Below are 23,071 nucleotides of genomic sequence, written 5' to 3'. Positions count from 1 at the left end.
CTCGAAAACGACAGCCCCGGAAGCATCGCATCCGGGGCTGTTTTCATGTCCGGGCTTCTTCGTGCGAACGCCCCCGGTCAGGGTGTCCCGGGGACTGACACGGGAACCCGTACTCGCCTAGGGTAGGATGGTCAGGCTGCTGGCCACCCCCACCGCCTGGTGGTTGGGCGAGGTCCATTCCTCCACCTGGGACGGGGCGAGGGCGAAGGTGCCCGGCAGCACGGCGCGCACCAGATAGACCAGGCGGAACTCGCGACGGTCGGCGGCCAGGTCCACGGCGGCGACGTAGCGGTCTTCCCGCGCTTCCACATGGGTGGCGTCACTGAGGTCGCCCACCGCGCCCGCCAGTTCCGGCGGCAGGCCGCCCCGGGCGATGCGCACCGTCTCGATGGTCAGGCCGGCGGCCACCGGGTCGCTGACCAGGACCTGGGTGGGGGCCGTCCCCTCCACCTTGCCGGACAGCACCACGGCCAGCAGGTCGTTCTGATGGATGCGCGCCGGGTCCACCGGGTGGCCCTTCAGGTCCAGGATACGCCGGTCGATGGTGTACCCCTGCCCGGGAGTGCCCTGGCCCGCGCCGGACACTGGCGCCACGGCCGGCACCGCCGCCAGCGGCGTGCCGGAAATGGCAACTGTACGTTGCACCGCGTTCTGTCCGCCGTTGGTGACGGTCAAGACCCGGCCGGTGGCCTCCAGCCGGCGCACCAGGGGCCGCGTCTCGGCCGCCGCCTGGCCGGCCACGCCCAGGGTCATGGAACCCGCGCGCTGCATCAGGCCATGGCTGGCCACCAGCAGCCAGGCGCGCTCCTGGCTGCTGATCAGCGCCGGTTCCCGCAACAGGCCCTGCACCTCCCTGGCCTGGGCGGTCAGGCGGTCCACCGGGACATTGCCTTCTGCCAACAAGGCCAGGCTGGCGGCCCGGTCGCGCAGGTCGGAGCCGAAGTCGCGCATGCCCGGCAGGGTGATGCGCAGGCCGTCGACACGGGCATAGGCGTCCTGGGCCTGGGGCAGGCCAACGGCGGCCATGGCGGCGGCGGCATGGGCGCGGGCCAGGCGGGTGGGCAGCTTGTCCCAGAAGGTTTCATAGAAGTAGCGGACCGGTGTGGCGTCCACCGCCTTGGCCTTGGCCGCCACGGCCAGGCCGTAGGCGCGGGCCGGCAGGTCCGCCGGTTCCACCCAGCTGTTGCTGATGCTGCGCACCAGCCAGTCCAGGCCCTTGCGGTAGGGCGCCTCCGGCACGGCGTGGCCGGCGTCGCGCGCCCGGGTCAGGAAATCCATGACATAGGCGGACAGCCAAGGCTCGGCCGGGCCATCGGCGGACCACAGGGCGAAACCGCCATCGGCCCGCTCCAGGGTCAGCAGCTTGTCGATGGCGCGGTCGATTCGCTCCCGCAGGCTGGCGTCCGTATAAAGGCCCAGCGCCTTGCCGGCGTCCCCCTGGTACAGCAGGGGCAGGGCGCGGCTGGCGATCTGTTCGGACGAACCGTAAGGATTGCGGTCCAGGGTCATCAGCAGGCCAGGGACATTCAGTTCCGGCAGGGGGCTGAGGGCCAGGCCCGACACCACCGTCTCCGGCCGCAGGCCCTGGGCCGACTCGGGCGCCACCTGGACGGTGGTTCCTGGGCGGATGTCGACCGTCTCATGCCGGGTGACGACGGGCAGGTTGCCCCGCACCGGCAGCATGAACTCCCGCGCCAGCACCACCCCTTCCGGCCCCTTGACGGTCATGAGCAGGCGGCCCGGGCCGACAGCCAGGCCCTTGACCACGCGATTCAAGGTGACCTTGCCGCCCTTGGCCAAGCCGTGGAAAACAGCGACGACGTCGCGCGGCTCGGGCCGCACCACATCCTTGCCCTTGCGCTTCTTGGCGCCCACGCCCCGGTTGGTCGTGTCCACGGGGAAGGACAACGGGCCTTCCGCCTGCAGGGTCACGGTATAGGTGCCCCGGCTGCCGGTGGCATTGGTCAGGGTCAGCGCCAGGCGGGCGGTATCCTCCGGCGCCAGGAAGCGGGGCAGCGCCAGGTCGGCCTGCACCGGGTCGCGCACCGACAACATCCTGTCGGCATGGCCCAGCGCCCCGGCCGACCACGCGGTGGCCATCAGGCGCAACCGGCCCTGGAAGTCCGGCAGGGTCAGCGGCACCTGCACCTTGCCGTCATTGCCCACGGCCAGGATGCCGGAATAGAGCGCCACCACGGGGGCGCCCCGGGGCGGCACGGCGTCTGAGATGGCGGCCGGCGCGGGTGGCGGCGCGCCGGGCGCTCCATGCGGCGCCGTCAGGCGGCCATAGACATCATGGATGTCCACCCCCAGCTGGCGCTGGCCGAAGAACCAGGCCTCAGGATCCGGCGTCTTGTAGCCGGTCAGGTCCAGCACACCCTGGTCCACGGCGGACAGAACCAGGTGCACGCCCTGGCCCGGGGCCACGCCCGGCACCTGGATGGGGATGTGCACGGTCTGGCGCGGCTTGGCCTCCGCCGGACCGTCCAGTTTCAGCGCCAGCGTGTGGGCGGCCATGGCCACCGGCAGGAAATCCACCCCCACCGCCCGGCGCGGCAGGGAGCGGCGGCCGGCCTCCACCGGGGCGAAGGCGTTGGCGATGACATAGGCGCCGCCGCCGATGTCGGCATCGACGGGAATTTCCACCAGGGCGCCCTCGGCCCCGATCTCGCGAGTCAAGGTCTGGCGCACGGCGCGGTCGGCCAGGGTGATCAGCACGGTGCTGCGATAGGGCGGGCGCACGAAGACGGCGGCCTTGGCCCCCGGCACCAGCGGGCCGCCGCCCACGGCCCCCTTCACCGTCACCTCCACCGCGTCCGGCGTCTCACCCAGGCGGGCGCTAACCCAGGAGCCGGCGGCGAAGCGCACGCTGCCCGAAACGCCGGTGGCGGGGTCGTACACCTCAAGCCGGTAGCGGCCGGAGGAGACGGGCACCTCCACCGCGCCGGGCGCCTTGGCCGTGACGGCCAGCGTGCCCCCGGTCACCTTCTGGTCGCGCACCTGGGGCTTGTAGTCCCAGCTGCCGTTGGCCTCGAACCAGACGTAGTCCAGGCGTTCCTCGTAAAGGTCGTAGGACAGTTGGCCCTTGTCCAGCTGGCGGCCATCCGGCGCCACGGCGACCACGTCGAAGGCGGCCGTCGCCCCCTCCGGCACGGCGTCATCGTTGAAGCGGGGGCGGATGCCGATGGTGTAGGGGTGCCGTTCCACCGGCACCACCAGGTCATGGCCGGTGGTGCCACCGCCCACGTCGAACAGGGCGGCATGGAACACCGCCTCCAGCGGGCGGGAACCATCCAGCTTGCCCTTCAGCGAGACGGGCACGCTGGCGACACCGTTGGCGTCGGTGGCGAAGCCGGGCAACGTCTCCTGCCGGGGGGCGCCGTCCTCCTGCGCCAGGCCGAAGCGGTAGCCCTGGAAGGCTGACTGGGGGAAGGGGTTGGCAGCGGGGCGCAGGGTCACCGACAGGGTGCCGGCCAGGTTGGCGGCCGGCGCGCCGCTGGGGGTGCGGCCATTGATGGACAGGGTCAAGGTCCCGTCCGGCCCCACCCGCGCCTGGTCGCTGTCCAGGTCCAGGTTCACGCGCGGTGGCACGAAGTCGGCCACCTGGAAACGCAAGGTCCCCACGCTTGGGCCATCGGCATCGGCGTGAACCGTCACGGTCCAGGTGCCGGCGGCCGCGTTGCCGGGCAGATCCACGGTGGCGGCGGATCCGCCCATGCCCCGGTCGGCCAAAGTGAAGCGCTCTATCTCCAGCCCGTCGGGGCGCTGGACCTTCAGCGTCAGGGGACGGCCCGTCACCGCCTGGCCGGCGGCGTCGCGCAGCAGGGTGGTGATATGCACCGCCTCACCCGGGCGATAGATTCCACGCTCGGCGAAGACATAAGCGTCCAGCGCGCCCGGCGAAGGGCGGCCGGCGGCCCCCCGCGCGGCCAGGTCCAGGCCGGGCGCCGTCAGGTCCAGGAAGCCAAAGTCACCGTCCTTGGCGCCGGCGAACAGCGCCTGTCCCTTGGCGGCACCAGAGGCCGCGTCGAAACGCGCCGCGCCGTCGGCACCGGTCAGCGCCTTGCCCAGTTCCTTATTGTCACGGGCGACCACCCGCACCTCCACCCCCGCCAGCGGCGTGGCCGTGCGCAGGGAGTGGACGTAGACCAGCAGGCCGTTGCTGCCCGACAGCGTGGTCAGGCCCAGGTCGGAGACGATGAACCACTGGGTGGCGCGGCCTTCCCAGCCGGCAGTCTTGGCACCGGCGTCCTCGGCCACCGCGACATAGACGCCGGGCTTCAACTGGCCCAGGACGGCGTCTATGGGAAAGGGTGTGACCTGCGCCTGGTTGCGCTTGGTGCCCACGGCCATTTCACCGCGCCACACCAGCTCTCCGTTCTTTTCCACCAGGGAACCGACATCGATGTCGTTCAGCGTCTGGTTCAGGCGGCCATAATAGATCTGCTCGACCAGCGAGCGGTCTTTGATGTGCAGCACCTGCAGGCGGGCGCGCTCGACATTGATGGTGCGCAGCGGCAGACCGTCGCGACCGATGCGAGGCAGGATGTAGCCACCGCTGCGGAAGGCCAGCACCGGCCGGCGGTTCAGCACCTCGATCTCGCGCGACTGCGGCGCGGACAGGGTTTCGGCGCCGCCGGCGGCGGGCAACCCCGCCTTCAGGGTCACGGCGTAGTGGCGGCCGTGCTCCAGCTTCTGGACACACAAGGTACGGTCACGCACCTGTATCGGCCGCTGGACGGGCGTGCCGGCATCCGTCGGCGCGGTCTTGACCAGCACCTCGACCTTGCCGGCATAGGGATCCTGCAGGCCTGGACGGGCCTTGGCCAGCGGGCGGTTGAAGGTGAAACAGGCCTCGGGGTCGTCACGCTCGGCATTCACTTCCAGGCCGGTCAGGCCGAAGGGGCCCGCGTCAACGGACGGCGCCACGGACGGCGCCGGAGTCGTGGGCTTGCCCGGCGGGGTTCCGGGCTGCCCCGGTTGCGCGGGGGTCGCCACCGGCGGCGGGGATGCCGGCGCACGGTCCTGGGGGGAGGCTGAGGCGGCGGCGGGCAGGAAGACAGCCAGAACGAGGGCCGCGGCGAAGCTACGCACCATGGGCAGCGGGGCCTCCACCCCGATAGTAACGGCAAGAAACCAGGAGAACCGGCACCCGTATAGAGGGGCACCCGGCCAGTCAGGGCGCCAGAGGACGATGTTTTGGACGGTATTGCAACAGGCGCGTTGTCGGTACGGCCCGCCGTTCGACCTTCTTCCCCTACGCCAAAGGCGATAGCGGGCCGGCGATGGGGTGAGGACGGGGGGGTGGACGGGATTCGCCCCGCTTTTACCCCCGGCGTATCCCCTCCGTCGAAACGCCGGCCCGGAATTTCCTCTTGGTCACTTGCCCGTCTGGCGCCCCGGGATTATCGCTGGCGGGACCTTCCCCCACCAAGGCCCCCCGCCATGGCCATCGGCAGCCTGATCCAGCCCTTCCGCCATCATCCCAGCCTGTACATCGGCCTGGCGTTCAGCGTCGCGACCGGCCTAGCCGCCGGTCGCCTGACGGCACCGGTCAGCGCCGTGCTGATCGGCTGGTGCGCCGGCATCATCCTTTACATCGCGCTGGTGCTGATCCACTTCGGTCGGGCCAACGTGGCCAGCATCCGCGCCCGTGCGCGCGAACTGGAATCCGGCAAGTGGGTCATCCTGGCTGTCACCAGCACGGCGGCCCTGGCCTCATTGGTCGCCATCGTCATGGAGGTGGCGGACGCCAAGGGTACACCCCACGTGGCGGCCAGCGCCGCCTTGGGCGCCGCCACCGTCTTCTGTTCCTGGAGCTTCGTCCACGTCATCTTCGCCCAGCACTACGCCCACGCCTACTGGCTTGAGGGCAAGGGCATCGACTTCCCCGGCTGCAAGCAGCCCGACTACTGGGAATTCCTTTATTTCGCCTTCACCATCGGCATGACGGCCCAGGTGTCGGACGTGACGACTCAGACCGCCCAGATCCGCCGCGCCGTCCTGGCCCATAGCCTGCTGTCCTTCGTCTTCAACACCGCCATCCTGGCCCTGGGCGTCAATCTGGGCGCCGGCCTCGTGGGCGGGTGACACCCACCCCCTCCCCTCGCCGCGCGGGACGCGACCGTAGCCGCCGGAGGTTTCCGGGGAACGAAGCGGACTGGGGGGAACGGATAAAAAAATGGGCGGATCCCATCCGGGATCCGCCCGCTTCGCTCCAGACCTGACCCCGGCCTTACTCGGCGCTTTTCACCACGGGGTGCAGGGCGACCGACGGCCCCTCCTTCGGGGTGATGAAGCGGCTGAATTTGGGCGCCAGCCAATGCTGGATATCGTCGACGATGGTGAAGACCGCCGGCACGAACACCAGGGACAGCAGGGTGGAGGTGATCAGGCCGCCGATGACCGCCGTCGCCATGGGCTGCTGGAACGAGCTGTCGTTGCCGATGCCCAAGGCGATGGGAACCATGCCTGCCACCATGGCGATGGTGGTCATGATGATGGGACGGGCACGCTTCGCGCCGGCGTCCAGCAGGGCCTCCCGGCGGCCCATGCCCCGGTCACGCATCGAGACGATGGCGTATTCCACCAACAGGATGGAGTTCTTCGTCACGATGCCCATCAGCATCAGGATGCCGATGAGGGCCGGCAGGGACAGCGACATATGGCCGATCATCAGGGCCGCGAAGGCGCCGCCGAAGCTGAGCGGCAGGGCGGTCATGATGGTGACCGGCTGGAAGAAGTTGCGGAACAGCAGGATGAGCACCGCCAGGATCAGCAGGAAGGCGGTGGCCAGCGCGACGGCGAAGCCGATCATCATGTTCTGCATCTCCTGCGTCTGCCCATAGGCGGGCTTGGAGATGCCGGGCGGCATGTGGCTCATGGACGGCAGGGCGTTGATGGCCTTCATCGCCTCGCCCACGTCGATGCCGCGCAGGTCGGCCTCGACCGCCAGCTTGCGGGCCCGGTCGAAGCGCTCGATCTGGACGGCACCGGCGCCCATGCCGATCTCCGCCACCGCCCGCAGGGGCAGGAGGTCTCCGGCGGAGGTGCGGACGCGCAGGTTCTCCACCACGTCCATATCGGCCCGGTACTTGGGGTCGATCTGCACACGGATGGGTACCTGGCGGTCGCCCAGGTTGAACTTTGCCACGCTGGTGTCCAGGTCGCCCAGGGTGGCGATCTTGGCAACCTGGCCGATGGCGGCCACGGACACGCCCTGTTCCGCCGCCCGGTCGAGAAAGGGGCGGATCTGGATCTCGGGACGCAGCAGGGCCGCGGTGGAGGTGACGTTGGCCAGGAAGGGCAGCTGCCGCATCTCGTCCAGCACCTGGTTGGAGAACCGTTCCAGCGCCGGGCCGTCGTTGCTGGTCAGCAGGACGCTGATGTCCTTGGCGCCCCAGCCAATGGAAGAGTTGAAGCCGATGTGGGCGCCCGGCACGCGATTCAGTTCCGGCGTCACCGACGCCTCGAACTCCTGCTTGCTGATGGACCGCTCATTACGGGGCTTCAGGATGGCGGTGACGGCGCCGTTGCGCAGCTGGTTGTTGCGGCCGGCGCGGCTCCACACGTGCAGCACCTCGGGACGCTTGGCCAGGATCTGAGCGACCATCTGGGTGGTGGCATCGGTCTCGGCCAGGGTCACGCCGGGGGGCAGGACCACCTGGACCGTGGACAGGCCGTTGTCGCTGGGCGGCACGAAGCCGGAGGGCAACTGGGCGGCCATGAACAGCGACACAAGGAAGATGCCGATACCCGCCATGACGGTCATCCAGCGGTGGCGCATGCTCCAGTTCAGCAGGCGCATGTACCGGGCGACCCAGGGCCCCTCGTGGCTGCCGTGGTCCTTTTGGTTGGGCTTCAGCATGTAGGCTGCCATCAGGGGCGTGATCAGGCGCGCCACCAGCAGCGAGAACAGCACCGCCACGGCGACCGTCAGGCCGAAGGACTTGAAGAACTGGCCGACAATGCCGTCCATGAAGGACACGGGCAGAAAAACCACGACGATGGTCATGGTGGTGGCCACCACCGCCAGGCCGATCTCGTCCGCCGCCTCCAGCGCCGCCTGGAAGGGGCGTTTGCCCATGCGGATGTGGCGGACGATGTTCTCGATCTCCACGATCGCGTCGTCGACCAGAATGCCGACCACCAGCGACAGCGCCAGCAGGGTGATGCCGTTCAGCGAGAATCCCAGCCACTTCATGGCGAGGAAGGTGGGAATGGTCGACAGCGGCATGGCCAGCGCCGAGATGAAGGTGGCCCGGCCGTCGCGCAGGAACCACCACACCACCAGCACCGCCAGGATGGAGCCCAGCACCAGCGCCTCGACCGAGTTGGCGAAGCTCTGCTTGGTGTACTTGACGTTGTCGAAGATCAGGTTGAAGTGGACGTCGGGATACTGCTTGGTCAGCTGCTCGATTTCCGCTTCCACGCCCTTGGCGATGGTCACCTCGGACGAATGGGGGGCGCGGCGGATGCTGAAGCCCACCGTCGGCTGGCCATCGTAGCGCGAGATGAAGCGCATTTCCGACGTGCCGTCGGTGACGGTGCCCAGGTCGCTCAGCCGCACCTTCGCGGCGGAACCGGCGAAGGTGCCGAAATAAACCGGAATGGTGATCTCGGTGTTGGCCAGTTCCTCCACCGTGTGGGCGGAGCCCAGGGTGCGGATGGACTGTTCCTTGTCACCAACGGCGCCGCGGCCGCCCGGCATATCGACGTTCAGGGCGCGCAGCTGGGAATTGACCTCATCCGCCGTGATGCCACGGGCCATCAGGCGATTGGGGTCCAGATTGATGCGGATTTCCCGATCCAGACCGCCGAAGCGGTCGGTGGCGCCCACGCCCGGCACATGCGTGATGGCGCGGCTGATCTCATTGTCGATCAGCCAGGACAGCTCCACCACCGACCGGGTGTCGGAGGACACGGCATAGGTCAGCAATTCATCGCCGGTGGCGTCCTGGCGTTCCACCTGCGGTTCATAAATGTCCCCGGGCAGGTTGGAACGGATGCGGGCCATGGCGTTGCGCACGTCATTGACGGCGCGGTCGGTGTCATAGCCGATCTTGAATTCAAGGACGGTGTTGGACAGGCCGTCGGTGATGTTGGACGAGACATGGTCCAGGCCCACGATGCTGGACACCGCGTCCTCGACCAGCTTGGTCACCTGGATTTCCATTTCCGACGGGGCGGCGCCCGGCCGGCTGACCGACACGGTGACGACCGGGAAATCGATGTCCGGATCCTGGGTGATGTTCAGGGTGAAGTAGGAGACCAGCCCCGCCACGATCAGGACGATGAACAGGACGATGGGCGGAATGGGATGGCGGATGGCGACCGCGGAAATATTGCCGCTGCTCATGATGATGCCCCCTCGGTCCCGGTTACTGCTGGTCCGGCAGCGGCTTGACGGCCGTGTCGGAAATCTTGTCGACCACGGTGACCTGGTCACCGTCCTTCAGGTAGCCGGCCCCGGAGAGCACCACCTTCTCGCCCGCCTTCACGCCGGAGAGGATGGCGATGTTGCCGTCCTGACGGGCACCGGTGGCGATGCGTCGGCCGGTGACGACGCCCTTTTCATCCACGACGAAGACCAACGGCTTCACCTCGCGGTAAACGACCGCGCCTTCGGGCACCACCAGGGCCTGGGTCACGCCCACGGCCACGCGGCCGGTGACGAACATGCCCGGGCGCAGATCCGGGTTCCGTTCCAGATCGATGCGCAGATGGCCCAGGCGCGTCTTGCTGTCCACCGTCGGCTCCACCACACGGATGGTGCCGGTGTAGTGGTGGGCCATGTTGTCACCATCGACGGTGACGTTCACCGTCTGGCCGGCCTTGGCCACCATCATATCATTCTCCGGCACCTCGGCCACCAGTTCCACCCGGTTGTCGCGAATCATGCGGAACAGTTCCGTGCCACCGGCCGACATGACGGCGCCGATGCGGGCCGTGCGCTGGGTGATGGTGCCGTCGGACGGGGCGCGCACCTCCGACTGCTTCAGCTTGGCCAGGGACAGGTCGCGGTTGGCCTCCGCCACGCCGACGCGCGAGCGCATGCTGATGGCCAGCGCCCGGCGGTTGTCCAGGTCGCGCACGCTCATGGCGCCGGTGCGCACCAGATCCTGCGCGCGGGCCAAGTTGGCGTCGGCCTCGACCACGTTGCCCTTGGCCTCGGTCAGCAGGGCCTCCTTCTCCGCCAACTCGGCCTTCAGCACGCTGTCGTTGAAGCGGGCCAGCAGCTGGCCCTTCTTCACCGCGTCGCCCACGTCAACCAGCACGTCGGCCAGCGCCAGGCCCGAGGTCTCGGTGCCGATGGGCAGGTCGTCGAAGGCGGCCAGCGAGCCGGTGACCAGCAGGGTCCGGGTAACCGGCGCCATGACCACCGGCGCCACCGTCACCGGCAAGGTGGACACCTTGGCCGGGGTGGCGGGGGCGGCTGTCTTGGCGCCGGGGCGCATCATGACGGCGGCGGCGACGGCGCCCAGGACGACGACACCCCCGGCGAGCAGCCACCAGCGGTAGCGCTTCAGCCCCGAGGCGCGCGCCCGGCCGGCGGCCGGCGCGTAGTGCCCCAGTTCGGTCCGATCGGCCGGAAGTTCAGCGGAATGGATGGTCATCGTCTCTCAGCCTTCTGTCCGACCGGCGACCAACGGCACTGCCGCGTTGGAATCGCCGGAATTGGCGGTTGGCACGGACGATGGGAGGGACAGGTTCGAACGGACACGAAACCAGGCTTCCGAAAAAATTCCGGAAGAGGCGCGCCGGCGGAACCCACAGCCCCCGCGACCGTGGTGGCGGACAACGCCTGATTTACAACGGTAGATCTGACTAAAAGCCTAATCTCCGCAGGTCCGCCTGAGTTCGAGGCTGAAGCTACAGAGGGTTGTGTTACGGGAAAAGCCGCTCTTTGTATCGTTTTGTAACGGAGCGATGCGCGGAAAACGCCGGGCTGGCGGTCACGCCACCGGTCACCCTCGCTGACCGTACCACGAGGGGTGTAGGCGTTCCCCCTCGCCCCACTCTATTTTGTGTGCGACCCTGGGTTCCCAGGCAACCGCTTGACACCGGGGGTGGATCGGCCATCTACAACGGTTGTGTATCGGTAAGGTCCGGACCGGCGCCATCCCGTTTTCCGCGGGGACCACCATCCCTCCGTAGGGGATGAAATTGGCAATGGGATCATGGACCTTTACCAGCTATACGCGGGTTTCCCCGGGGACCTTCTCCGGAACCAAGGGCCGGCACCAAGGGTAGGACGTTGATGCTCAGCGGTTCGTCGATCGCCGAACGAGTGGACGAGGGAAGCCGGCGCTCCGGCCTGGCCGGGGCGCAAACGCTGGCGGCCCTGTTCCTGGCCCGTGTTGCCGCCACGCCCTCGCTGCCGGCGGTGGAAACCGGCGACGGCTTCATGCTGACCTGGGGTGACATGGGCGATCGCGCCCGCCGCGTCGCCGCCACCCTGGCCGCCCGGGGCATCGGCCCCGGCGCCCGCGTCCTGCTGCGCGGACGGGGTACCGCCGAATTATACGCCTGTCTGTTCGGCATCCTGTTGCGCCGTGCCGCCTATATTCCCATCGACGCCAGCTGGCCCGCCGCCCGTATCGCCAGCATCGCCGACCAGTCCGACGCCCACCTGATGATCGACGCCGCCGGCGACCTGGCGGTGCCCGGCATCGCCATGGTGGCGCCGGAGGACCTGATCGGCACCGCCCTGCTGGACGATCCGGTGGTTTCCGCCCACACCCTGCCCGATGCGGTGCTGCCGGCGACGCCGGCCGACACCTGCTACCTGATCTTCACCTCCGGCACCACAGGCCTGCCCAAGGGCGTGGTACTGTCGCACGGCGCGGTCATGACCTACATCCGGGGGGCGGCGCAGGTCTATCGCCTGGTGGAGACGGACCGGGTTTGGCAAGGCTTCTCCCTGGCCTTCGACGCGTCGGTGGAGGAGGTGTGGCTGGCGGTGGCTGCGGGCGCCTGCCTGCTGCCGGCTTCAGGCCTGGTGATGCGCGACCCGCAGTTGCTGGCCAGCGAGCTGCGCTGCCGGCGCGCCACCTTCTTCTCCACCGTGCCCACCCTGCTGGGCCTGATCGACGACGACCTGCCGGACGTCCGCCTGCTGGTGGTGGGTGGCGAGACCTGTTCCGCCGCCCTGGTCGACCGCTGGGCGCCCGGCCGGCGCATGCTGAACACCTATGGCCCCACCGAGGCCTCGGTGGTGGCGACGGCGGATGAGGCCCGCGCCGGCCAGCCGGTCACCATCGGCCGGGGCCTGCCCGGCTACCGCGTCGTGGTGCTGGATGCCGGCGGCCAACCGGTGCCGGTGGGCGAGACTGGGGAAATCCACATCGGCGGCCCCGCCCTGGCCGACGGCTATCTGAACCGGCCGGAGGAAACCGCCAAGCGCTTCAAGGTGGATGCCGCCGGCACCCGGCTCTACGCCACCGGCGACCTGGGCCGCCCCCTGGTGGATGGCCGCATCGACTTCCTGGGCCGGGCGGACAACCAGGTGAAGCTGCGCGGCTTCCGCATCGAGCTGGGCGAGATCGAGGCCATCGTCGGCGGCTGCCCCGGCGTGCAGCTGGCCGCCGCCGCCGTGCGGCCCGTGGCCGGCATCGACAGCATCGTCATCTGGTACGTGGGCACGGCCGACCGCAACGCCATCGCCGCCCACGTCGCCGCCTCCGTCCCCGCCTACATGCGGCCCAACTTCCTGGTGCCGGTGCCGGCCATGACCCGGACGGTGGGCGGCAAGATCGACCGGCGCGAGCTGCCGGAGCCCACCACCCGCGACGTGCCGGAGGATATTGGCGACCCGCCGCAGGGCGAGGCGGAGGAGGAAGTGGCCGCCGCCTTCGCCCACGCGCTGGGGCGCCCCATCCACGCCCGTGACGCCGACTTCTTCATCGACCTGGGCGGTCATTCGCTGGCGGCCGCCTCGGCCATTTCCCGCCTGCGTCTGCGCCGCCCCGGCATCACCGTGCGCGCGCTCTACCTCAACCCCACCGTCCGTGGCCTGGCCCAGCAGCTGACCGATCCCGTGGCGCCGCCGGTGGCCGCGGCCGATCCCGGCCGGACCAGCCCGTTGCGCCACCTGGCCTTCGGCCTGGCGCAGGCGGTGACCCTGCCCGTGGTGACGGCCCTGGGCGGCCTGCCCATCCTGGCCGTGCTGGTGGTGCTGGCCCACCATGGCACCCAGGGGACCTTGAGCCCCCTGTCCTTCCTGGTCATGGCGGCGCTGTCGGTCGCCACCCTGCCGGTGTCCTTCGCCATCGCCATCGCCGCCAAATGGCTGCTGCTGGGCCGCGTCAGGCCCGGCCGCCACCGCCTGTGGGGGGTGTGGCATTGGCGCTGGTGGACCGTCAGCCACATCGAGGCGGCGCTGCCCCTGCCATGGATCGCCGGCACGCCGCTGATGCGCCTCTATGCCCGCGCCATGGGTGGGCGCATCGGCCGCGACGCCTTCCTGGGCTGCCACGGCAACATGCTGTGGGACCTGATCGCCATCGGCGACCGCGCCACCATCGGCGAGGACACATTGCTGCTGACCCATCAGGTGCGGGCTGGCGGCATCGAGATCGGCACGGTGACGGTAGGGGCGGAGGCCACCGTGGGGGCCGCGGCCATCGTCGGCCTGAACAGCGGGCTGGAGACGGGCGCCGGGTTGGACGCGCGCAGTTGCCTGGTCGACGGCGCCGTGGTGCCTACGGGCCTGGTGTGGGCGGGGTCCCCCGCCGCCCCCGCCGCCCGGCCGGAATGGATGACGGGCCGGGCGGAGGGCGCCATGCGGCCGCGCCTTGGCCGCTACGTCATTGGCATCACCGTGCTGGGCCTGGTCCGCTTCCTGACCATCCTGCCGCTGGCGGTGGCCTTCGCCCTGGTGCTGGGCACCAACCTGCCCGTCTATGAAATGGGGCCGCTGCTGGTGCTGGCGGGCGTGGTCGGCGGCGCCGTCTGCATGCCCTGGACCGCCCTGGTCCTCTGGGGCGCCCGCCGCCTGGTGCCGCCGGTGGTGGGCCGGGCCAGCGTGCGCGTGGACAGCATGGTGGAATGTCACCGCTGGTTCGCCGACCGGGTGCACCGTCTGGCGGTGGAGCAGCTTTATACCCTTTACGGCTCCCTCTTCTCCGCCGCCTGGCTGCGGGCCCTGGGCGCCAAGATCGGCCGGGCCTGCGAGGTGTCCACGGTCGCCCATGTGGTGCCGGAACAGCTGGAGGTGGGCGACCGCGCCTTCCTGGCCGACGCCTCGCTGGTCGGCAGCCCCGCCATCCATGGTGGCCTGGTGCGCTTCGCACCCACCCGCGTGGGCCACGACACCTTCGTGGGCAATTCCGCCTTCCTGCCAGCCGGCGCCAGCCTGCCGGAGAATTGCCTGGTGGGGGTGCTGTCCACGGCCCCCTCCGACGCCGACCGCCAGACCGACTGGCTGGGCCTGCCGCCGGTGCGCCTGCCCCGCCGCCAGAAGGTGGAGGGTATTTCCGAGGCCTACACCATCGCCCCCACCCGCCGGTTGATCGCCACCCGCGCCGCCATTGAGGCCACGCGCATCCTGTTCCAGGGTGGCATCACCGGTGTCGCCACGGTGGGCGCCTTATGGCTGCTGACGCACGCGCTGGCCATGTCCAGCGTGTGGATGGGCCTGCTGTGGCTGGGGCTGGGGCCGCTGGCCGTCTGCGTCACCGCCGCCCTGCTGCTGGCCCTGGTCAAGTGGGTGGTGGTGGGCCGTTTCCGCCCCGGCATCCACCCGCTGTGGAGCGCGGCCGTCTGGCGCATCGAGTTCGTCACCGCCCTTTACGATGCCCTGGCCGGCTGGGTGCTGGGGCCGTTCCTGGGCACGCCCTTCTTGCCGCTGTACATGCGCTTGATGGGCGCCAAGGTGGGGCGCCGCGTCTATCTGGAGACGGCCTACCTGTGCGAGATGGACATGATCCGCATCGGCGACGATGCCGCCATGGGCCCGGGCGTCACACTGCAGACCCACCTGTTCGAGGACCGGGTGATGAAGCTGGGGCCCGTGACGATCGAGGACGGCGTCCACGTCGGCGCCGGATCCGTGGTGCTGTATGATTCGGTCCTGGGCCGCGCGTCCGACCTGGGTCCCCTGTCACTGGCCATGAAGGGTGAGCACCTGCCGCCAGGCGGCCGCTTCATCGGCTGCCCGGCGCAGCCGGTATAAGTTCCTCAGGCGCCGGCGGGCCGACTGGCCCTTGGCTGTCCTCAGTTTCCAGTCCGCTACGCTCCCCGGAAACTTCTGGCGGCCGCAGTCGCGGCCTATGAGAAATAGATGCGCCTTGAAACAATAAAGGGCGCCCGGGTGAGGGGCGCCCTTTATTGTTTCGGTTACGCATCAATCAGATCGGGATACCCTCGACGCCGTTCTGCACCGACTTGAATTCGCCGGTGGCCTGGTTCAGCAGCAACAGGTCGGCGTCGGCGACGTCGAACAGGCAACCGTGCAGGCGCAGACCGCCGGCCTCCACCGCCGCCTTGATCCAGGGGAAGGTCAGCAGGTTGGCGATGGTCAGGCGGATGACCTCGCGTTCGGCTTCAGCCACATCCCGGGCCTTGCCGCGCACGCTCTTGGCGATGGACATCCAGTGCCCGATGAAGTCGCCGTCCGCCTCCCCCTCCGCCATCAGGGCCTTCACGCCGCCACAGTGGGTGTGCCCCATGACGATGATGTCCCCCACGCGCAGCTGGCGCACGGCGAATTCCAGCGCCGCGCTGGTGCCATGGAAGTCGCTGTTGGGATGATAGGGCGGGATCAGGTTGGCGACGTTGCGGATGATGAACAGGTCCCCCGGGCCCGCGGAGAAGATCATTTGCGGATCGACCCGGCTGTCGCAACAGGCGACCACGGCCGCGCGGGGGTTCTGTCCGACCTCGGCCAGCCACTGGAAGCGGCGGGCGTAGTCGGGAAAGGCGTTGGAGCGGAAAGCCAGAAATCCCTCGATGAGCTTCCGCATGACGTTCCCCTTCCCGAATGGTACCGACAAGACAGCGCTCCGGGCCATTCCAGGCCCGGATGTCCGCACCGGTCTAGCCAAAGCCCGGGCGCCGGTCTAATCAAAAAAGTGTCGCCCCCGCCATCCGGCCTCGCCGGGGCCGGAACGCCCGACCTGGGTAATCCGTTGGAGGATGCCTTTATAAAGGCGTGGTGCCCATCGGAGAAAGCCCCCAAGGTGGTCAACCAGGAAAAGTTGCAAGTCGCCCCGAAGCCATGAACCATCGACAGATTCTGGACGCGGCGCTGCGCCGTCAGCCCGCGTCCCGCAGCCGCTACCTGAACCTGGTGGCCGACCGGGTGGAGCGCGACAGCCGCTTCGACGACCGCACCCACCTGCTGTACCCCGTGCTGGCGCGCGCCGCCGGCACGGTCGAGCCAATGCTGGACCCGGTGGAATTTGTGGAATTGCTGGCTGAATTCCTCAGCCGCCATGGGCCCGCCATCGGCGCCGCGCTTTACGACCGCGCCTACCTGCGCGACCCGGAGCGCGCCCTGGCGGGCCCGGCCAGCCTGCTGTCGGGCTGGATATCCGCCCGCATCCTGGACGGGTTGCAGTCGGGCCGCTACCAGCTGCCGGACGACCGCTCCTACCGCTTCCATTCCGACGATGGCAACATCGACGGCACCCTGCGCGGCTTCCCCTTCCGCGAGGAGGACCTGACGGGCGGCTGATCGCCGCAACCCCAGGCTGCCGGCGGAACCTCCGCGCAGCCCGGCGGTTTCTGGATATGGCCGGTGGCCCCGTGTTCGCCGCGCCAGATGGTCCGGGACAGCGCCGCCGGCAGCCGTCATCATGGCGCCCCCAGCTTCACGGTTGCCCATGCCTGACCAATCCCTGCCGCTGCCCTTCGACCCCGCCACCGCCGGCGACCGCGCCGCCGCCCTGCGCCGCTGGCGGCGGATCGCCAGCTTCTATCTGGCCGTGGTCGCCTGCCTCTGGCTGGCGGCCCGCCTGGTGCCGCGTCTGCTGCCAGACGCCATCGGCTGGCCCTGGCCGGGATTCTGGAGCCTGCTGCGCGCCGTGGGGGAGGCAGGGCTGGTCGGCGGGCTGGCCGACTGGTTCGCCGTCACCGCCCTGTTCCGCCACCCCCTGGGCGTGCCCGTTCCCCACACCGCCCTGGTGCCGCAGAACCGCGACCGCATCGCCGACGGCATCGCGACATACATCGACAGCGAATTCCTGGCCCCCGACCGGCTGCGCGGGCAGGTCCAGCGGCTGAACGCCGCCGACCAACTGGCCCGCGCCCTGGCCAATCCCGCCAACCGGGCCCAGTTGGCCGACCTGGCCCTGGCGGCCCTGCCCCGGCTGCTGTCCCGCGGGCGGGAAGCGGCGTTGCGCGAGGCCCTGGCGCGGGCGGCACTGGAAGGTCTGCGGGCAATGGACATGCGCCCCATGGTGGCCCGGCTGCTGCGCGACGCCATCCACAGCCCGCTGTTCGAAGCCCTGATCCAAGAGGTGTCGGACCACGGTGTGGTGCTGATTCACGGCAGCCGCCCGCATATCCGCGACGCGGTCGCCACCCGGTCGAAATGGTGGATGCCGCGGTCCCTGGACCGTAGCCTTGCCGACCAGGTGACCGACGCCCTGGCCGGGCACCTGTACGATCTGCGCAGCCCGCACAGCGAAGCGGGGCACGCCCTGCGGGTATGGTTGGCGGACATTCCCGACCGCATCCTGGATGGCGACCCCCTGGGTGAGCGGCTGGCATCGGTGCTGCGCAACGCCGTGGACATCAAGGCCTTGCGCCTGCTGCTGCACCACTTGATCGGCCGCCTGAAGGTGGCGGCGCTGGAGGATGCGGCCAAGCCGGACGGCGTGCTGCGCGAGGCGCTGGACGCCACGCTGCTGTCCCTGGCGCAGGAACTGGAGCAACCCGCGACCCGCGCGCGCCTGGACGAAGCGGTGGAGGGCGCCTTCCTTGCCGCCATCCCCGGCTGGCGCCAGTCCATCCGCGGCTTCGTCACCGACACGCTGAAGGCCCAGGACGCGGCCGACTTCGCCCGGCGGCTGGAGGAAGGCGTGGGCAAGGACCTGCAGTTCATCCGCATCAACGGCACGGTGCTGGGCGCCCTGATCGGCGCCACCCTGTATCTGCTGGATCTCACCTTCGGCTAGGCCGTTTGTTGGATCCCCTGTCGCCCTGCTTTTGACAGAAGACGGGTGTAGGGGTTGACGAACGCCCGCTCCATCCCGCAGGGTCGCCCCGCCAGGGATCAACCCCAATCCCCCAAGGCAGCGGCGTCCGCACGGGCGCGTGGCGGCGGCGGGCCCGGGGTGCACCCGAAATTCGACCTTGGCCCCTACGCCGCGACGCCGGACCGGGCCATCACGTGATTGCCATCGACGAGGACCGAATGCGCGCCAAATTCTATCCCCTGCTGCTGGGTGCCCTGCTGGCTGCCGGTATCGGGACCGCCCACGCCAAGGACAAGGACAAGGACGCCACGCCGCCGGAGAAACAGATCAGCAAGGAGCTGGTCCCGTCGCTGAAGGCCGCCCAGGATGCGCTGGAGCAGAAGAACTACCAGGCCGTTCTGGACGCCGCCAAGCAGGCCGAGGACGCCAAGGCCGACCGTAGCCCCTATGAGAACTTCTTCATCAACGAAATGCGGCTGCAGGCTTACGTCGGCCTGAACGACACACCGCACATCATCGGCGCGCTGGAGACGGAACTGGCGTCCGGCCAGCTGCCGGAAGCCGACGCCGCCAAGCGCGAGAAGACGCTGGCCGGCCTGTACTACCAGAACAAGGACTACGCCAAATTCCTGGAGAAGTCGGAAGTCATGGTCCAGAAGGGCACGGCCCCGGCCGACTGGTACGCCCTGCGTTGCCAGGCGGCCTGGTCGATGAAGGACTGGACGGCCACCGACACCATTTGCAAGCAGGCCATCGACGTCGATGAGAAGGCCGGGACGCCGGCTCAGGAGCAGGTCTACCAGATGCTGCTGGACAGCACCGTCCAGCGTAAGGATTACGTCGCCTACGTCGACGGCCTGGCCCTGACCCTGAAGGTCTATCCGAAGTCCGACTACTGGGCCGACTACCTGGTGTTCATGCAGAAGCGCCCCGGCTTCTCCGACCGGCTGGTCCTGGACATCTACCGCCTGATGATCCGCGTCGGCGCCATGAAGAACGCCAACGAGTACATCGACTACGCCGACCTGGCCAACCGCGCCACCCTGCCGGGCGAAGCCAAGTCCGTCCTGGAAAAGGGCCAGAGCCAGGTGGCCGGCAATCCCGCCGCCAAGCAGCTGATGGCGGAAGTGACCAAGGCCGCGGCCGAAGACCAGAAGGCCATCGACAAGCAGGTGGCCGAAGTGTCCAAGGCCCCCACGGGCCTGCCGCTGCTGAAGTTGGCCGATGCCTACGCCAGCTATGGCCAGTACGCCAAGGCCATCGATCTGACCCAGAAGGCCATCGACAAGGGCGGTCTGAAGAACCCCAACGACGCCAAGCTGCATCTGGCCGTCGCCTACGTGAACGCCGGTCAGCGCGACCAGGCCGAGAAAATCTTCCAGGAACTGGTCGGTGCGCCGGAAGGCCTGGGCGACCTGGCCAAGGGCTGGCTGATCTATCTGCACCAGCCGGCGTGACGCTGGTTCCCAGGCGCCCCGGCGTCTGAGGGGCCGCGCGAAGCGCAATAAAGTGAGGAACGGGGTCGGCCCAATGCCGGCCCCGTTGCTTTTTGGCGGGAAAGGGCCGAATTCTGGCCTTGCCCGCCCGCGGCGATCTCGACGGGGCCGGGGGCGCCCGCTAAACTCCCGGCCCATCCAGCCCGGCGCCCGCCTCCAGGGGGCTCAAGAAGCGGCCGGCGCCTATACGATGGGGACTCTCCACATATGACGGATTTCATCCGATGACCCGGTTCGCGCGTAGCACGATGCGGGAAATGACCCTGCGCGGCATCATCCTGGGTGCCCTGATCACCGTGGTGTTCACCGCCGCCAACGTCTACCTGGGCCTGAAGGTGGGCCTGACCTTCGCCTCCTCCATCCCGGCGGCGGTCATCTCCATGGCCGTGTTGCGGCTGGCCAAGGACAGCACCATCCAGGAAAACAATTTCGTCCAGACCCTGGCCTCTTCCGCCGGCACGCTGTCGTCGGTCATCTTCGTGCTGCCGGGCTTGGTCATCGTCGGCTACTGGACCGGCTTCCCCTTCTGGCAGTCCGCCGGCATCTGCGCGGTGGGCGGCATCCTGGGGGTGATGTATACCGTGCCGCTGCGCCGGGCGATGGTGGTCCAGGGCAACCTGCCCTACCCCGAGGGCGTGGCCGCGGCCGAGGTGCTGAAGGTGGGTTCCCCCGACACGGCGGGCGAGGCGGGCGCGGATGAGGCCGCGAAAGGTGCCGGCCTGAAGGACGTCGTCGCCGGCACCATGGTGTCCGTCGGCTTCTTCCTGATGACGGCCATGCGCTTCTTCACCGAACAGTTCCAGGGCTTCCTGCGCGTCGGCGGCACCGTCACCGGCTTGGGCACCGGCCTGTCCATGGCTCTGTTAGGCGCCGGTTACCTGGTGGGCGCCACCGTGGGCTTCGCCATGTTCGCCGGCGTCGCCATCGCCTGGTTTGGCGCCGTCCCCATCCTGACCTGGCTGCATCCCCCGGCCGATGGCATGGACCTGATCAAGTACGCCAACAGCGTCGTCTGGCGCCAGCAGGTCCGCCTGATCGGCGCCGGCGCCATCGCCGCCGCCGCCATCTGGACCCTGATCGTCCTGGCCAAGCCGATGACCGATGGCATCCGCGCCTCCCTGGCCGCCATGAAGCAGGTGCGGGCCGGCAACGCCCATTCCGTTCCCCGGGTGGAACAGGACATCCCCTTCCACTACGTCATGGCCTTCGCCGCCGTGCTGCTGGTGCCGCTGGCCGGCCTGTTCGTCGCCTTCATCCTGGGCACGCCGCTGTCCAATCAACTGGTGGTCCTGGTGCTGGCCGGCGTCGTCTTCGCCGCCGTCATGGGCTTCATCGTCGCCGCCGCGTCCGGCTACATGGCCGGCCTGATCGGCAGCTCCAACAGCCCCATCTCCAGCATTGGCATCCTGGCGGCCATCGCCTCCTCCCTGCTGCTGGTCAGCCTGTTGGGCAAGGACGCCATCGCCGATCCCGCGGTGCGCGCCGCCGCCGTGGCGCTGGCGCTGTTCACCACGTCGGTCGTGCTGACCATCGCCACCATCGCCAACGACAACCTGCAGGACCTCAAGACCGGCCAGTTGGTGGGCGCCACGCCTTGGCGCCAGCAGGTGGCCCTGATCCTGGGCTGCATCGTCGGCGCCGCCGTCATCCCGCCGGTGCTGAACCTGTTGCAGCACGCCTATGGCTTCGCCGGCGCTCCGCTGGACCCGGGCATGGATCCGGCCAAGACCTTGGGCGCCCCGCAGGCGACGCTGATGGCCACGCTGGCCACCGGCATCCTCAGCGGCAAGCTGGACTGGTCCATGCTGGGCATCGGCGCCGTGGTCGGCATCTGCCTGGTCGTGGTGGACGAGGTGCTGAAGGCCACCACCCGCCGCTTCCGCCTGCCGCCGCTGGCCGTGGCCCTGGGCATCTACCTGCCCATGACCGTCACCGTGCCGGTCAGCCTGGGCGCCCTGCTGGCCTACATCGTCGACCGCGTGCTCGCCAAGCGCGCCACGGCGGCGGGTGTTCCCTTCGCCAAGTATGCCGACGTGCCCCAACGCCGCGCGATGTTGCTGGCATCGGGCATGATCGTGGGCGAAAGCCTGTTTGGCGTGGCCCAGGCGGCCATCATCTCGCTGACCGGCAACCAGGAGCCGCTGGCCGTGGTGGGCGATGGCTTCGCCCCCTATGCCGAGTGGCTGGGCGGCGCCATCTTCCTGGTGGCTTGCCTGTGGAGCGTCCGCTGGGTGCTGGCTGAGCGGAAATAAGCTCAAGCGGCCGAATGTGGCCGGAAATAAAGATCAAGTAGGGCGAAAAGCCTCATCCCGAAAGGGTTAGAAAGGGGGTCCGGATGGCCCCCCTTTTTCTATCCATAGTTCCTACCGCTACTGGCGTACGCCGGGTCCGGGCGGGAAATGGAGTAGCATGGGTGTCGGATCGATTGATCAAGGAGGGCCGGACATGGTCGTCCCCACCCCCAGTTCCCCCGTTGGCGCCGCATCCCTTGGGACGCCGCCCAGTCAGGAATGGATATTCCTGAACCGCTTCACCTACGGCCCCCGGCCAGGCGACGCCCAAGCCCTGAAGCAGCAGGGCATCGCCCGATGGCTGGATGATCAACTGCGCCTGGCCGCCGCGGGCACCGGCCCAGGTCCGGAATGCCAGCAGAAGCTGGATAGCGCCGTCATGCGCATAAAATACGACGCTGGGGAGGGCTGGGCCGCGCTGGATGAGATGCGCCCCCTGCGCACCCTGGACCAGCCGGTGGATGACCTTTGGTCGCTAAACCAGCCTGACCGCAAGTTGCCCTATCAGGAACGGGTACGCCCCCGCCTGGACCTGGCGGCGGCCACCGTGATCCGTGCCGTCTACGACCCGGCCCAGCTGCGTCAGGTCATGACCCTGTTCTGGCACGACCACTTTTCCGTCAACGCGGCCGACAGCTACACGGCCCCGGCCTTGCCGGCCTATGACGCCGCCTTGCGGGCCCACGCCCTGGGCAACTTCCGCGATCTGCTTGAGGCGGTGGCTACCAGCCCCGCCATGCTGATCTACCTGAACAACCGATCCTCGCGCGGCGGGGCGGCTAACGAAAACTATGCCCGTGAGCTGTTCGAACTGCACACCCTGGGCCGCGACGCCTACCTGAACACCCAGTACGACCGCTGGCGCGACGTGCCCGGCGCGCTGAAGGGCGCGCCGGAAGGCTATATCGACCAGGACGTCTATGAGGCCAGCCGCGCCTTCACCGGGTGGAGCATCCAGAGCGGCCAGGATCTAGGCGGCTACAAGGCGCCCAACGATGGTCGGTTCACCTACATCGAGTCCTGGCACGACAACTACCAGAAACGGGTTCTGGCGACGGAGTTCGACAGCTATCAACCGCCGCGCAGCGATGGGCACAAGGTGCTGGATCTGGTGGCCAACCACCCCGCCACCGCCCATTCA

Annotated in this window: 11 protein-coding genes; 7 read left to right on the top strand and 4 right to left on the bottom strand. The window is 69.1% G+C overall.

The window, feature by feature from the left end; translation table 11 throughout:
- Positions 1–117 precede the first annotated feature (117 nt).
- Entirely contained in the window at positions 118–5,097 is a 4,980-nt protein-coding gene (locus I55_RS32140) for an alpha-2-macroglobulin (protein WP_148294095.1), read from the bottom strand.
- A 348-nt stretch (positions 5,098–5,445) separates the two neighbouring features.
- Between I55_RS32140 and I55_RS32135 the strand changes: the two genes are divergently transcribed.
- On the top strand, positions 5,446–6,090 hold the full coding sequence (locus I55_RS32135; protein WP_044564804.1) for a DUF1345 domain-containing protein: 645 nt from the start codon (positions 5,446–5,448) through the stop codon (positions 6,088–6,090).
- Between the two features lie 145 nt (positions 6,091–6,235).
- Here the strand turns inward: I55_RS32135 and I55_RS32130 are convergent, their stop codons facing one another.
- Positions 6,236–9,358, bottom strand: coding sequence for an efflux RND transporter permease subunit (locus I55_RS32130; RefSeq protein ID WP_044564803.1), 3,123 nt, complete (start codon positions 9,356–9,358; stop codon positions 6,236–6,238).
- A 22-nt stretch (positions 9,359–9,380) separates the two neighbouring features.
- Positions 9,381–10,616 (bottom strand): efflux RND transporter periplasmic adaptor subunit, encoded by a 1,236-nt coding sequence (locus tag I55_RS32125; RefSeq protein ID WP_049974726.1) that lies wholly within the window; start codon positions 10,614–10,616, stop codon positions 9,381–9,383.
- A gap of 644 nt (positions 10,617–11,260) precedes the next feature.
- Between I55_RS32125 and I55_RS39230 the strand changes: the two genes are divergently transcribed.
- Positions 11,261–15,175, top strand: a complete 3,915-nt coding sequence (locus I55_RS39230; protein WP_083901618.1) for a Pls/PosA family non-ribosomal peptide synthetase — start codon at positions 11,261–11,263, stop codon at positions 15,173–15,175.
- Positions 15,176–15,350: 175 nt separating this feature from the next.
- Here the strand turns inward: I55_RS39230 and I55_RS32115 are convergent, their stop codons facing one another.
- Positions 15,351–15,965: a carbonic anhydrase gene (locus tag I55_RS32115; RefSeq protein ID WP_044564801.1), complete on the bottom strand. Its 615-nt coding sequence runs from the start codon at positions 15,963–15,965 to the stop codon at positions 15,351–15,353.
- Positions 15,966–16,219: 254 nt separating this feature from the next.
- On the opposite strand from I55_RS32115, the gene I55_RS32110 reads away from it, so the two are divergent.
- The 5 genes from I55_RS32110 to I55_RS32090 form a co-directional block, all read left to right on the top strand.
- Positions 16,220–16,678, top strand: a complete 459-nt coding sequence (locus I55_RS32110) for a hypothetical protein (protein ID WP_044564800.1) — start codon at positions 16,220–16,222, stop codon at positions 16,676–16,678.
- 148 nt (positions 16,679–16,826) lie between these two features.
- Positions 16,827–18,122 (top strand): DUF445 domain-containing protein, encoded by a 1,296-nt coding sequence (locus I55_RS32105; protein WP_044564799.1) that lies wholly within the window; start codon positions 16,827–16,829, stop codon positions 18,120–18,122.
- A 239-nt stretch (positions 18,123–18,361) separates the two neighbouring features.
- Positions 18,362–19,600, top strand: a complete 1,239-nt coding sequence (locus tag I55_RS32100; RefSeq protein WP_044564798.1) for a tetratricopeptide repeat protein — start codon at positions 18,362–18,364, stop codon at positions 19,598–19,600.
- A gap of 263 nt (positions 19,601–19,863) precedes the next feature.
- Complete coding sequence (locus I55_RS32095) at positions 19,864–21,891, top strand: OPT family oligopeptide transporter (RefSeq protein ID WP_044564797.1); 2,028 nt, start codon at positions 19,864–19,866, stop codon at positions 21,889–21,891.
- 193 nt (positions 21,892–22,084) lie between these two features.
- Positions 22,085–23,071 (top strand): DUF1800 family protein (locus tag I55_RS32090; RefSeq protein ID WP_252181395.1); only part of this gene is annotated, 987 nt, incomplete at its 3' end.

The organism is Azospirillum sp. B4 (genome assembly GCF_000333275.1).
Classification (GTDB): domain Bacteria; phylum Pseudomonadota; class Alphaproteobacteria; order Azospirillales; family Azospirillaceae; genus Nitrospirillum.
Note: the sequence above shows the minus strand (reverse complement) of the source record. Positions and strands in the feature narration are given on the sequence as shown.

What these genes read in the sequence shown, in the direction of transcription:
- I55_RS32115 (WP_044564801.1), bottom strand. Translation starts at nt 15,965, where the DNA reads ATGCGGAAGCTCATCGAGGGATTTCTGGCTTTCCGCTCCAACGCCTTT.
- I55_RS32125 (WP_049974726.1), bottom strand. Translation starts at nt 10,616, where the DNA reads ATGACCATCCATTCCGCTGAACTTCCGGCCGATCGGACCGAACTGGGG.
- I55_RS32140 (WP_148294095.1), bottom strand. Translation starts at nt 5,097, where the DNA reads ATGGTGCGTAGCTTCGCCGCGGCCCTCGTTCTGGCTGTCTTCCTGCCC.
- I55_RS32095 (WP_044564797.1), top strand. Translation starts at nt 19,864, where the DNA reads ATGACCCGGTTCGCGCGTAGCACGATGCGGGAAATGACCCTGCGCGGC.
- I55_RS32100 (WP_044564798.1), top strand. Translation starts at nt 18,362, where the DNA reads ATGCGCGCCAAATTCTATCCCCTGCTGCTGGGTGCCCTGCTGGCTGCC.
- I55_RS32105 (WP_044564799.1), top strand. Translation starts at nt 16,827, where the DNA reads ATGCCTGACCAATCCCTGCCGCTGCCCTTCGACCCCGCCACCGCCGGC.
- I55_RS39230 (WP_083901618.1), top strand. Translation starts at nt 11,261, where the DNA reads ATGCTCAGCGGTTCGTCGATCGCCGAACGAGTGGACGAGGGAAGCCGG.
- I55_RS32135 (WP_044564804.1), top strand. Translation starts at nt 5,446, where the DNA reads ATGGCCATCGGCAGCCTGATCCAGCCCTTCCGCCATCATCCCAGCCTG.
- I55_RS32130 (WP_044564803.1), bottom strand. Translation starts at nt 9,358, where the DNA reads ATGAGCAGCGGCAATATTTCCGCGGTCGCCATCCGCCATCCCATTCCG.
- I55_RS32110 (WP_044564800.1), top strand. Translation starts at nt 16,220, where the DNA reads ATGAACCATCGACAGATTCTGGACGCGGCGCTGCGCCGTCAGCCCGCG.